This window comes from Pseudoalteromonas sp. GABNS16E (assembly GCF_028598715.1).
Classification (GTDB): Bacteria; Pseudomonadota; Gammaproteobacteria; order Enterobacterales; family Alteromonadaceae; genus Pseudoalteromonas; species Pseudoalteromonas atlantica.
Genome location: NZ_JAQREZ010000081.1, coordinates 1 through 13,053 on the forward strand (window position 1 = coordinate 1; position 13,053 = coordinate 13,053).

Annotated in this window: 8 protein-coding genes and 2 pseudogenes; 7 read left to right on the plus strand and 3 right to left on the minus strand. The window is 41.6% G+C overall.

What is annotated here, in order from left to right; all coding sequences use genetic code 11:
• On the plus strand, positions 1-105 hold a 105-nt coding region (locus PSI06_RS19715; RefSeq protein WP_139336469.1), incomplete at its 5' end, for a transposase domain-containing protein.
• Positions 106-394: 289 nt separating this feature from the next.
• On the opposite strand, the gene PSI06_RS19720 is transcribed toward PSI06_RS19715, so the two are convergent.
• Positions 395-922: a sugar O-acetyltransferase gene (locus PSI06_RS19720; RefSeq protein ID WP_273604688.1), complete on the minus strand. Its 528-nt coding sequence runs from the start codon at positions 920-922 to the stop codon at positions 395-397.
• A gap of 154 nt (positions 923-1,076) precedes the next feature.
• Here PSI06_RS19720 and PSI06_RS19725 point away from each other — a divergent pair, with 154 nt between their 5' ends.
• The 4 genes from PSI06_RS19725 (at position 1,077) to PSI06_RS19740 (ending at position 6,512) form a co-directional block, all read left to right on the plus strand.
• On the plus strand, positions 1,077-1,841 hold the full coding sequence (locus tag PSI06_RS19725; RefSeq protein ID WP_054983863.1) for a DeoR/GlpR family DNA-binding transcription regulator: 765 nt from the start codon (positions 1,077-1,079) through the stop codon (positions 1,839-1,841).
• Between the two features lie 46 nt (positions 1,842-1,887).
• A complete protein-coding gene (glmS, locus tag PSI06_RS19730; RefSeq protein WP_273604689.1) occupies positions 1,888-3,708 on the plus strand; it encodes a glutamine--fructose-6-phosphate transaminase (isomerizing) in 1,821 nt (606 codons plus the stop codon).
• A 112-nt stretch (positions 3,709-3,820) separates the two neighbouring features.
• Positions 3,821-5,008, plus strand: a complete 1,188-nt coding sequence (locus PSI06_RS19735) for an alpha/beta hydrolase-fold protein (RefSeq protein ID WP_096042516.1) — start codon at positions 3,821-3,823, stop codon at positions 5,006-5,008.
• Positions 5,009-5,213: 205 nt separating this feature from the next.
• Complete coding sequence (locus PSI06_RS19740) at positions 5,214-6,512, plus strand: DEAD/DEAH box helicase (RefSeq protein WP_273604690.1); 1,299 nt, start codon at positions 5,214-5,216, stop codon at positions 6,510-6,512.
• A 96-nt stretch (positions 6,513-6,608) separates the two neighbouring features.
• Here PSI06_RS19740 and PSI06_RS19745 read toward each other — a convergent pair whose 3' ends face one another.
• Positions 6,609-9,830: a S41 family peptidase gene (locus PSI06_RS19745; RefSeq protein WP_273604691.1), complete on the minus strand. Its 3,222-nt coding sequence runs from the start codon at positions 9,828-9,830 to the stop codon at positions 6,609-6,611.
• A 153-nt stretch (positions 9,831-9,983) separates the two neighbouring features.
• Positions 9,984-10,133 (minus strand): annotated as a pseudogene (locus PSI06_RS19750) (5-methyltetrahydrofolate--homocysteine methyltransferase); the annotation flags it as partial.
• Between the two features lie 502 nt (positions 10,134-10,635).
• On the opposite strand from PSI06_RS19750, the gene PSI06_RS19755 reads away from it, so the two are divergent.
• Together PSI06_RS19755 and PSI06_RS21535 are read left to right on the plus strand one after the other, a co-directional pair.
• On the plus strand, positions 10,636-11,469 hold the full coding sequence (locus PSI06_RS19755; RefSeq protein WP_273604692.1) for an alpha/beta hydrolase: 834 nt from the start codon (positions 10,636-10,638) through the stop codon (positions 11,467-11,469).
• A 65-nt stretch (positions 11,470-11,534) separates the two neighbouring features.
• Positions 11,535-12,941 (plus strand): annotated as a pseudogene (locus PSI06_RS21535) (KAP family P-loop NTPase fold protein).
• The last annotated feature ends 112 nt before the right edge of the window (positions 12,942-13,053 follow it).

Here is a 13,053-nt window from a genome sequence, read left to right on the forward strand (position 1 = left end):
GCCAACGGCTTAGCGCCATACGATTACATCACCGCGTGTTTAGATGAGCTGTGCCAATCAACACCTGATATCGATAGTCTATTACCGTGGAATTTTAAAGGCTAGGCGGTGATCACCGGACGGATACGACCCATGGCTAACTCACCAGAGAAGTAAAACAGCTCGAAGGCGAGCCCGGCCAACGATGGTGTAGCATTTGCTATGTGACTCTCTATCGCTGTGGGCACTACGACATTGCCAGGCTCCAAATACAAGAAAGCCCGACTCGAAAGAGTCGGGCTTTTTTACGTCTGCAGAAAGGTGAAATGCGGACAATTAATGCACACTCATCTACTTCTAGAATGTAGGTCGGGCGAGCGTAGCGACACCCGACGCAAAAAAACATCGATTATAGTTATAGTGTTCTTATCTCACGAGCTGGATTACCAGCAACAACAGTATCCGTCTCTACATTTTTAGTAACTACAGATCCCGCACCAATAACACTGTTATCCCCAATGCATACGCCCGCTAAAATAATTGCACCTGCGCCAATCCACACGTTGTTGCCTATTGTAATAGGAGCAGCAAAGTTTTCTTTATTCAGTCGCTGTGTAGGGTTAACAGCATGGGATACAGTCAATAGCTGAACATTGGGGCCAATTAAGCAGTCATCACCAATGCTGATAGCTCCTTCACTAATTGGGGCATCTAATACCGTACAGTTAATGTTTATGAAGCTACGATCACCAATAGCTATTTGATTACCATAATCGCAATGAAAACCTGATTCTATAATTACGCCTTCACCGCATTGAGCGAATAGCTCTTTAATGCGTTTTAAATTACCTTTACTCGGGCTTTTATTGAAGAGTCGGCATATTTCGCCTGTTTGTCTACGTAGGGCTAAAAGCTCTTTGTTTAAGCTATTAAATGGCTGCATTAAGGTTTCTTTGTTTAGTTAAGAGATGCTGTGACTATTTTACCTTTATTATTACTCGTTGAAAGCTGCTTTATTTTTGCTCGTTCACTTGCCATTTAACTAGTTTCGTTTAGAATTGCACATCTTTCGAAACGAAACTTAATCTGCGAGCTTTATGACTAAACGAAACACCCAGCAACGCCGTCATTTAATACTTACTCAGGTAAATGAGCTAGGTGAAGTGGCTGTTGAAAAGCTTGCGGAGCAGTTTCAAACATCTGAAGTAACCATTCGTAAAGATTTAACCGCGCTTGAAAAAAGTGGCCTGTTACTGCGCCGTTACGGCGGTGCTATCGCACTGCCAAAAGAAATCGTCACCGACGAAATAGACTCTAAGCGCAAAGTAGCAATAGCAAAGGCTGCTGCTGCACTTATAAAAGATCATAACCGTATTATTATTGATAGCGGGCGTACTACGGCCGCTATGATCCCAGAGCTTGCAAATAAGCACGGGTTAGTTGTAATGACTAACGCGATTAAAGTGGCGAGCCGTTTGCTATCACTTGAAAACGAGCCAACACTTTTAATGACTGGCGGAACATGGGATCCGCATTCTGAGTCGTTTCAGGGGCAAGTTGCCGAAAACGTATTATGCTCTTATGACTTTGATCAGCTATTTATTGGTGCAGACGGCATAGATGTAAAACGCGGCACTACTACCTTTAATGAGTTAGTCGGCTTAAGCCAAGTTATGGCAAAGGCCGCCCGTGAAGTAATAGTAATGGTTGAGTCAGATAAGATTGGCCGAAAAATACCAAATTTAGAATTACCGTGGAAAATAGTAACCACATTAATAACCGATACTGGCTTAGCAGATGATAAACGCAAAGCGATTGAGGCGTGTGGTGTAAAACTAATTTGTGCAGAGATTATTGATTAGTAACTACAAAGCGAGTTACTAGAATTAAAAAATTAATGGAGACACTATGTGTGGAATAGTTGGGGCGGTTGCAGAACGTCCAGTAAACAAAATTTTAGTTGAAGGCCTTAAACGTCTTGAATACCGTGGCTACGACTCTGCCGGTGTAGCACTTTTAGAAGGCTCTACGCTAAATACTGTAAAAGCCGTCGGTAAAGTAGTGAACGTAGAAGCCGCACTTGAGAAAGCAGGCGTTAGCGGTCATACAGGTATTGCACACACACGTTGGGCAACACACGGTAGTGTTACAGAAGAAAACGCTCATCCGCATGTATCAAACAACCAGCTAGCACTTGTGCATAACGGTATTATTGAAAACCATGCAAGCTTACGCGCATCACTTAAAGAAGAAGGCTACGAGTTCTTATCTGAAACCGATACCGAAGTAATGGTGCACTTAATTCATAAGCTTCGTAAGCAACACACTACGTTACTTGCATCTGTTCAAGCAGCTGTTAAGCAATTTGAAGGTGCATTTGGTACCGTTGTATTTGATAAAGCAAACGACAACGAAATCATCGTAGCGCGCTCAGGTAGCCCACTTGTTATAGGTTTAGGCCTTGGGGAAAACTTTATTGCCTCTGATCAGTTAGCACTATTACCAGTTACTCGTAGTTTCATATTTTTAGAAGAAGGCGACGTAGCCCGCATTACGCGCGACACAGTAGAAATTTTTGATGAAAATGGCAAACCTGTAGAGCGTGAAGTGGTTGAATCAAACATCACACAAGATGCATCAGGCAAAGGCGACTACCGCCACTACATGCTAAAAGAAATTTACGAGCAACCACTTGCAGTACGCAATACGCTTGAAGGACGTTTAAACGACGACCGCGTAGCAATTGATGCCTTTGGCGACAGCGCTCAGCAAATATTTAAAGATGTAAAACACGTACAAATTATAGCCTGTGGTACGTCATACCATTCAGGTATGGTTGCACGTTACTGGCTTGAGCAATTTGCGGGTGTTAGCTGTAATGTAGAAATAGCTTCTGAATTTAGATACCGTCAGTCGTTTGTTCATGAAAACAGCCTACTTGTGACTATTTCTCAATCGGGTGAAACAGCCGATACGCTAGCTGCATTACGTTTAGCTAAAGAGCAAGGTTACATGGCATCAATGACCATTTGTAACGTACCAGGTTCATCGCTTGTACGCGAATCAGACCTTGCCTTTATGACTAAAGCGGGCGCTGAAATTGGCGTAGCATCTACTAAAGCATTTACAACGCAATTAGTTGGTTTGTTAATGCTTACTGCGTCTGTAGCTCAAGAAAAAGGCCTTGATCAAAGTGCCATTGTAAATGCAATTAAAGTACTTCCAGCTAAGCTTGAAGAAACATTACTACTAGCTGATGGCATTGCAGACCTTGCAGAAGAATTTGCCGACAAGCATCACTCACTGTTTTTAGGTCGTGGCTCGCAATACCCAATTGCAATGGAAGGTGCGCTTAAACTTAAAGAGATTTCGTACATTCACGCAGAAGCCTACGCAGCAGGCGAGCTAAAACATGGCCCACTTGCACTTATTGATGCCGACATGCCAATTATTGTTGTAGCACCAAACAATGAGCTATTAGAAAAGCTTAAATCAAACGTAGAAGAAGTACGCGCACGTGGCGGCATTATTTACGTATTCGCAGATAAAGATTCACACTTTGAGTCAGACGACACAATGCGTGTAATCAACGTAAACCACACTGACGACATTATTGCGCCAATTGTTTACACACTGCCATTACAGTTACTCTCGTATTACGTAGCGGTAATTAAAGGCACTGACGTTGACCAACCACGTAACTTAGCTAAATCGGTTACTGTTGAGTAAAATCAAAAGGTTGGTAATTACCTGTTAAAGATAAAAAGGCGCTTAATGCGCCTTTTTTTGTACCTCAAAGCCTGTTAGATTAAATAACACACTATTTTCTAAAGGATTAGTAATGCGTTTATTAACCGCTGTTTTTATATGTAGTTTATTTATATTTTATTCTAGTAGCACACTTGCAGAGCCTGATTTAAAACAGCAAACCATTAGCTATACGCAACAAACACATACTATTAATTCAGCAGTTTTAAATGAGCAACGTACCGTTGTAGTCCAGCTTCCAAAGAGTTATCAAGCTAATCCAAACAAAGTTTATCCGGTCATTTATCGCCTTGATGGCGCGGGTAACATACCGCTTATAAGTGCAGTGATGGAGCGCTTGCAAAATGATAATCGTGCGCCTGAAGTTATTATTGTCGCTATTGAAAACACCAATCGCTTAAGAGATTTATACCCCACAGTTAATAAAGAGCCACAAGGCCCAGTAGGTGAAGGCGGTGGTGCAGCAAAGTTTTTAGTATTTATTGAGCAAGAACTTATGCCCTTAATTAATAAAAGTTATCGTGCGCACAACTTTAATGTAATTGCTGGGGCCTCTGCGGCAGGCGTGTTTGCACTTTATACAATGCAAGCTAACCCTGAGCTTTTCCAAGCACACATTGCTTACAGCCCTGCGGTTTGGTGGAACTATGGCGCACCGGTAAAAGCGGCTAAGTCGTTTATCAATAAATCAAAAGATCTGAATAACTATGTTTATATAAATATTGGTGAAGAAGCTGGCTTAATGCGTGAGCGATATAATGAGCTGCAGCAAGCTTTGCAATCTAATAGCTTGCCAAATTTACGCTTCTTTAGTGACGCGTTTAATAATGTATCGCATAACTTAACATCGGCCGCAGGGGCTTTTAATGCCTACCATAATTTGTTTTTACCTAAACAAATGCCCATGAGTGCTTTAGGCGATGATATAGAATCTATTGATGCTTATTATCAAACATTATCTCAGCAATGGGGCGAGCAAATATCTCCACCGGATCGCGCTGTTAGATCACTCGGTTATAACTTAACGGGCAGCAAGCAATTTACCCGTGCTATTGAAGTGTTTAAGTACAATATAAAAAACCACCCAAAATCAGTCGATGCGTTTTCAGCCTTATCTTATGGCTATGAAATGCAAGGCGATACTCGCCAAGCGCTTGAACAGATGGAGTCTGCTTTAGCCATTACAAATGACTCATATCCTTATATAAATTATTTAAGAGAAACAAAAGCTAGGTTACAAGCAGAACTTAGCAAGAACTAATAATATTGCTAACTTAGTTGTTGGCTTTTTATGAAAGCCTCTTTAAGTTTGGAGTGCTCACGGTGACAGTCAAAATTCCTCGAAGCTTGTAGCTCGACGCTCGCAGCCATTACTTAAACCACATTAAAATCACTAATCCCTACTTAATAAGCGCTAAATACGCTAAAATTACAGGCTACTTTTTTAGCAATAAGCCCACAATTTTATGACCTCAGCAACAAGCCCTAGTACCTTTAACGATCTTGGCCTTATTCCAGAGCTACAAGCTCGTTTAACCGATTTGGAATATAACCAACCTACGCCAATTCAAGCTAAGGCGATTCCAAGTGTAGTGGCTGGTAGCGATTTAATTGCGGGGGCAAATACTGGCTCAGGTAAAACTGCGACGTTTGCTTTGCCAATGCTGCAAACCCTATTTTTAGAGCATGGATCTAAAAAAACAGCGAGCAAAGGTAACTTTGTAACGGGGCTTATTTTGGTACCTACCCGTGAGCTTGCTACGCAGGTGGCCGATAGCGTTAAATCGTATTCTGCTAACTTTAATGGCGCGATTAAAACGGTGGCGGTATTTGGTGGTGTGTCGGTTAATACACAAATGCAGGCTCTACGCGGCGGCGCCGATATTATCGTGGCAACACCAGGGCGTTTGCTCGATTTAATCTCAAGCAATGCTATTAAGCTCGATAAAGTAACGACCTTAGTGCTTGATGAAGCCGACCGCATGCTAAGCCTTGGCTTTACCGAAGAGCTTGCTGAGTTATTAGCGCTTATGCCTGCTAAAAAACAAACTATGTTGTTTTCAGCGACCTTCCCAGAGCAAGTAACACAATTAACGCAAGAGCTGTTAACCAACCCAGTAGAAATACAAGTTCAAAGTAAAGACGAAAGCACCTTAGTACAGCGCGTATTTACGGTTAATAAAGGCGAAAAAACCACGGTTTTAGCGCATTTAATTAAGCAACACAAATGGCGCCAAGCGCTTATTTTTGTAAACGCTAAAAAAGACTGTGAGCACCTAGCAGGTAAGCTTGAAAAGCGTGGTATTAACGCACAGGTATTTCATGGTGATAAAGGCCAAAGTGAGCGTACTCGCGTAATAGAAAAATTTAAAGCGGGCGAAATAGAAGTACTTATAGCCACCGATATAGCAGCCCGTGGTTTAGATATTGCCAAACTGCCAGTTGTTATTAACTTTAACTTACCGCGTAGCCCCGCTGATTATATGCACCGTATTGGCCGAAGCGGCCGTGCCGGTGAAGTTGGCCTAGCGTTATCGTTAATTGATTACGAAGACTTTCATCACTTTAAAATAATCGAGAAAAAAAACAAACTGCGCTTAGAGCGTGAAGAAGTAACCGGTTTTGCGGTAAACCAAGCAAATCTTGATGCAGCACAATCACTTAAAAATGAAAAGCCAATGGCAAAGCCTGAAGGCACAGGTAAGAAAAAGAAGAAAAAATCCAACCAAGAAGATGATGTATGGAGCGGCTGGAGAAAAAGATAAGCCTTAATACATATAAATCATTAAACTCGAATTATTAAAAAACCCTGTACATTTGCAGGGTTTTTTTGGTAGTAGCTAATATTGCTATACAGCAAATTAAAACTTGGACGGAGCTGGTGGCACCACTAAAGGTTGCTTAGGGTTTTCTTTAAGCTCCTTTAATAACTCTTGTACAGCACGCTCTATCGATGGATCTTGGCCTTTATAAATAAGCTCTGGGCGATCAACCACTTTAATATCAGGAGCAACGCCTTCGTTTTCTATAATCCAGTTACCTTGGGTATCTAAAATACGGAATGTAGCCGCAATGACTTGCCCGCCATCTACAAGAGCAGGGTTGCCAGAAATACCAATTAAGCCACCCCATGTACGCGTACCAATTAGCTTACCTAAACCCGCTTGGCGGAAGTAGTAAGGAATTGCGTCACCGCCTGAGCTTGAATAGCCGTTTATTAGCATTGCTTTAGGACCGTCGTGCGCAAACTGTGGAGTTTTAGTCGGATCGGTGCCTCGGCGTTTCCAATAGTTAAGTGGTTTACGTGCAAGCCAGGTGATCATGTGCTCAGGAATATAGCCACCGCCATTGTAACGGTCATCAATAATCATGGCGTCTTTGGTGGTTTGCGGCATGTAATTTTTAAACATGGCGCGGTTACCTTCATACGCTGTATTTGGCAGGTGTACGTAGCCAATACGCCCATTTGATAGCTTATTTACGTAGGCTGCACGCGAGTTAACCCAATCTAAATAACGTAGGCCTTGCTCACTGGCTACAGGTTTTACTGTTACTTGCCACGCGCCTTTGCTACGCGGTTTGCTGTTTAGCACCAGCTCTACTTGCTCGCCTTGGGTGTTTTCAAGGAGTTCGTAAAAGTTAGCAACGTCTTTAACCGAGCGGCCGTTTACCGCAATTATGTAATCGCCGTTATGTGCTTTTACGCCTGTAGTACCCAGTGGTGAGCGGAAATCGTCATGCCAGTTTTCACCTTTGAAGATTTGCTCTATTTTTACATAACCCGATGGATCGCTTGCAAGCTTAGCGCCTAATAAACCGTGGTTTTTACGCTCGGCTTTTGGCATATCACCCGATTGCACGTAAATATGGCCTGAGTTAATTTCGCCGGCAATTTCACTCAGTACGTAATCAAGGTCGCTACGGTGGCTAATAGCATCAGCCATAGGTTGGTATTTAGCTAAAATAGCATCCCAATCTTGACCGTGGTGGTTTTCGTCGTAGAACCAGTCGCGCAGTGTGCGCCAGCCTTCTACATACATTTGTTGCCACTCAGCTTGCGGGTTAATTTTAAGCGTCATTTTGCTTAAATCGAGCTTGTTGGCGTCTAGGTCTTGCTTTGGTTTAGGCTCAATTAAGCTGTAACCGCCACTTGTATGTACAAGCAGGTGCTCGCTATTGCTCGATATAGTGTAATGGCTAACACCTTTAGCCACGGTTTCTAGCTCGCTATCGTGTTCGGTGCCTATAAGTTGTAATCCGCCATTGGCAAGTGTAAGCACGCCGTCTTTTACTGCGGTTAAGCCACGGTAATTGCCCGCAGGAGCATTAAGCGCGGTAACACGCTGCATAAAGTCGCTGCTTTGCAGTGCGTTTTTAACTTTTTTGTCGTCTTCTTTTTCGTCGTCATCGTCTTTTACAATTGTGGTTTCGTCACTTTGTAAGGCAATAAGCGGTTTAACACTGTCGTTTACTGCAGCCGCATAAATACGGGTGGCGCGGTTAAACATGTAGTCAAATTCGTAGCTGCTAAACGCAAGGTTAAAGTCGCGCTCAGAGCTAAAGTAAAGGTACTGGCCATCTGGCGAAAAGGTTGGGTTTTGCTCGTTACTCATTTCGTCTGTTAGGCGCGTTACCTTTTCTTTTTTAAGGTTGTAGTGCCACAGTGAGGCATAACGGTTTTCGTTATTTTTAACATACACAATGTCTTGGCTGTTAGGCGACCACGTATACTGAGTAATGCCGTCTTCGTCGTAAATGCCGGTATCAATTTTGTGTTGCTTGCCCGATTTTGCATCTAACCACCACAGTGTGTGGTTTTTATCTGCAAATAATAATTTTGAACTATCGGGTGACCAAATAGGCGTAAAGCGCCAAATAGTGCCATTGCTAGTGAGCTGTTTAATGGCATTATTTTTACTGCGATCTTTTAAGTAAATTTCGTACTCGCCGCTTTCATCGCTCATGTAAGCAATATAACGCCCATTTGGCGACCAACTTGCGTCTATTTCACGGCTCTTATCTGTGTACGATAAGTTACGCGTAGGCCCTTGTTTAACAGGTACACTAAATAGCTCGCCACGGGCTGTAAATACAGCACGTTTGCCATCGTGAGAAATCGACATAGAATCAATAAAGTCGCTCACATTTTTGCTGTACGGCATAGCGTATTGGCGCACACCTGCAATGTTAATACTCAGCTTAGTGCTTTTTTGTGTTTTTGCGTCAAAGCGATATAAGTAACCGCCGTTTTCGAACACAACCGCATTAGGGCCTGCTGAAGGCCAAAGTACGTCAAAGTTTTTATAATTAGTGAGCTTTTTAGGCTCACTGCCTTTGCGGTATTGGTAAAGGTTTAGTGTGTAATCACGATCAGATACAAAATAAATATTGTCGCCAACCCAGGTAGGTTGCTGGTCGGTTGCACGGTTAGTGGTAAGTTGCTCTGAAGTGTTATTTTCTAAATCGTAAATCCATACGTCTTGGGCACGGCCGCCACGGGTGCGTTTCCAGGTACGAAACTCACGGTCAATGGGCGTATAAACATACTTGCTACCATCTGGGGAGAGCATACCGCCGCCTGTTTCAGGAATAGCTAAAGGTTGCTCAAGGCCACCGTCGGCAGGGACCATATAAGGGCGACCCATACGTTTACCCCATGGTGTGCGGTTTGCTCTAAACACCACATTTTTACCATCGGCGGTCCAATCTAAAACGCGGTAATCAAAGCCACCACGCGGCGGCATTGGGCCAACATCGTTGTAGTATGTAAGCTGCTTAAGGCCTGAGCCATCGCTGTTAATTACATAAACTTGGCGGCTGCCGTTATACTCAGCCGAAAACGCAATACGCTTACCATCAGGAGAAAACTTAGGAAATGTTTCAAAACCAATGTGGTCGGTTAAACGTTTGCTTTCGCCGCTTTGTGTATTAGCAATATAAATATCGCCGCTGTAAACAAAGGTCACGTTTTGGTTATGAATATCAGGAAAGCGTAGTAAGCGAGTGTCTTTAGTTTCATAGGCCGATACGCTCGGTGCAATAACCGCAGCCAAGGCAAGCGCCAATGTTGTTAATTTTTTCATGGGATTACATCCTATATTAATAGCTGTTACATCATAACAATAAGGTTATAAATAGCGATGCACTTGCGATAAAAGGTCTGTTACAAAATGTGAATAAAAAAGGTTGGCATTAAAACGCCAACCTTCAGGGAGTACTCTTTTTAAAGAGTGAAATTAGTGGTCGTGGTCGTGGTCGTCTTCTTCTTCCTCTTGCGCAATACCAAGCCAAGTAATTGCACTAGGAGCAAAAGTAAGCTCAACCTCACTTTCAATTTCTAAGTCTTCAAGGTGTACTTGCACAACGTGCTGAGCAATAGGGTCGGCGTTTATTGCTGTGGCTCATTGGTTTAATTACCAACAATGCCTTAAACAAAATGACGATAACTGCCCGTGTTCAAGCGCTGAATCTGATCAGGTAGCTTAGCGTTGTTAGTGCTACAAACAACTAACGTGTAGCACTTTAAATTAATCCCCTAGTGTTTAAATTTTTTAATAACCTAAAGCTAAAAGTGAGTTAAAGTAATCATCCAATATTGGTTTATTACGCTTGGCTTAGGCTAGGGCGTGCTGATCTTTGCGGATTGAAATTTGTTCAATCTAGGGGCGATTAAATCGCGGCGCGAGGTTTGCAACCTAGTGGGCTAAGTAAAAACCGAGTAACAAAGAGTTTATCGCCCCTAGGCAGAACCCGAAGGGCAGCGCATGTTTGGCATTTATGCTGCGTTATCGCCTATTTATGGGGAGTAACCACACTTCATAGGCTCTGCCTTGCCTAAAAACCAAACACACTGCTGCAAATTCAACCATCAAGGATCAACACGCCCTAATGAATACTGCTTTAAAATCCCTGCTGTTACTCTGCGCTTTAATGTGTTTTAAATTAAGCGCAAATACCCCGTACCAAATCCCTAGAAGTAGTGTTATTGAACTCACTGAGTCTATGACCAATCGGGTATATCCTGTTTTTATTCAGCTCCCTAAGTCATATAAAAAGCACCCTGAAAAAATATATCCAGCTATTTATTTAACCGATGCACCGTATACGTTCCCTATTGTGGCAGGTGCTACACGGTTTCCTATGAATACCGGTAAAATGCATCAGGCTATTATAGTGGCCATTAGCTACGAAAAAGGCTCTAAAGGGTCTAATAGTCGAATTAGAGACTACACCCCAAACAAGGCTAAAAGCTGGAAAAAACAAACCGGTAACGCGCAAAACCACGCGCTGTTTTTAAAAAATACTGTATTGCCGTTTATACAAAGTAACTACCGAGCAAGTAGTACACAAAAAACTTATATAGGTAATTCTTTAGGCGGTTTATTTGGCGTGACTATTTTATTTACGATGCCCGATTTATTTAACAATTATATAATTGGCAGTCCATCGGTTTGGTTTAATAACAATGCGATTTTAGCGCTACAAGCACATAAGCCTAAAGTGCCTACAAAGGTTTATATATCGGTGGGAGCAAAGGAAACGCCACGCTTTGGTGAAGGGCAAAATATGGTGGCAGGAGCAAAGCAATTAACGCAAAAAATTAATGCACTTAGCAGTGACAATATTGAATTAAAAAGCGTTGTTGTTGAAGGGGCGAGCCATGCAACCGCTTTTCCTACTACAGCGATACAAGGGCTTGATTGGGTGTTGAGAGTAGAATAATGAAGTATTATTTTTATATCGGTTCATACCAATATGTTGTTTTAGATAGTTAATAAGGAAATTATATGTCGGATGAATTATGGTTAGATGATAGGTTGAATCGAAAACAAGAAGGACAATGGCTTGTTCAGTTTTTAACGAGCAAGTACGCAGTACCTGAAGCAGAGCATAGTAAAAACTATGTATTAAATGTCAATGCAGAGTGGGGATTTGGGAAGACTTATTTTCTCCGTAATCTTGCAGAAGAACTAAAAACGAAGCAGCATGTGGTTGTGTGTTTTGATGCATGGAAAAATGATTTTTCTGAAAATGCTTTACTCAGTTTTATTGCAGAAATAAACGAAGAGTTAACTAATCAAGGCTTACTTAGTGCTACAGATGGTAAATTAGCTGGTATTGCAAGGTCAATGAAAAATGCAGCGCTCCCTTTGCTTGGTGGCTTTTTTACTAAACAGCTTTTTGGTATGTCTCTTGATGGCGTCGAAGCTTTATTTGATAAGGAGCAAGAAAGTGAGGCTGTATCTGCCAAAACGACTGAACAGTCTGATTTGTCAAAAGATATTACGACCTTAGCTTCTTCGATCTCTACAAAGGCTGCTGAATTAGCAATAAAAGAGTATCAAACAACAAAAAATGCTATAGGCCATTTTAGGAAAAATTTAAGGCTATTAGTGGAAGGGTTAGAGGGGGAAACTTCATTTAAAGCCCCTTAATTTATTTTGATTGATGAATTAGATCGATGTAAACCTTCTTATAGTATTCAACTATTAGAAACTATTAAGCATTTATTTAATGTTGAAGGCGTCTACTTTATTGTTGCTACTGCATCAGAACAGCTAAGTCACTCTATCAATGCTGTATACGGAGAAAAATTTGAATCTAAACGTTATTTAAATCGTTTTTTTGATCAAGAGTACTCGTTAAAAAGTCCTGACAAAGAAGAATATTGTAACTTTATTTGGTCAAAATATTTACCTAATGAAACAGTTTTCGTTCCGGTTTTCCAAGCAGGTAATAAATCAGAAGATATAATAAATATTGGCATACTCAGTAAGGTTGCTGAACATATGCGGGCTGGTTTAAGGGATATTGAACAAGCCGTTAAGCTTTTATATTCAATTCAATTAACGCAAGAAAAAACTGATTATCTATTTTCATTACCCTTGTTTTATATCATCACTTTAAAAATCAGGCACCCTCAAGTTTATTCTCACTTTAAAAATGTATGGAATAGGAATGCTAAATCGGCTTTAAGCGATGAGCAGCATGTTAGGTTTATAAGAGATGAATTTGAATATAACATGGCTTTTGCTGGGAACACAGCTTATAGAATTGAGGAGTCAATGCATATAATTTGTGATCCAAATACTGAGCTTACGAAGGTTTATCCGAGCCACAGTCTTCGAAGTGAGCCTAAAAAGGATCTTAAAGACTTTATCAAAGATGGAATGTTTGAAGCTAGGGCGTGTTGATCTTTGTGGTATGAAAAACAAACAGCATGAAGATAAGGTATAATTGAATTCGCCAGAAAACTTTACACCGAACCTACATGCCAAGATTAATGTTAACAGACGGGACATGGAA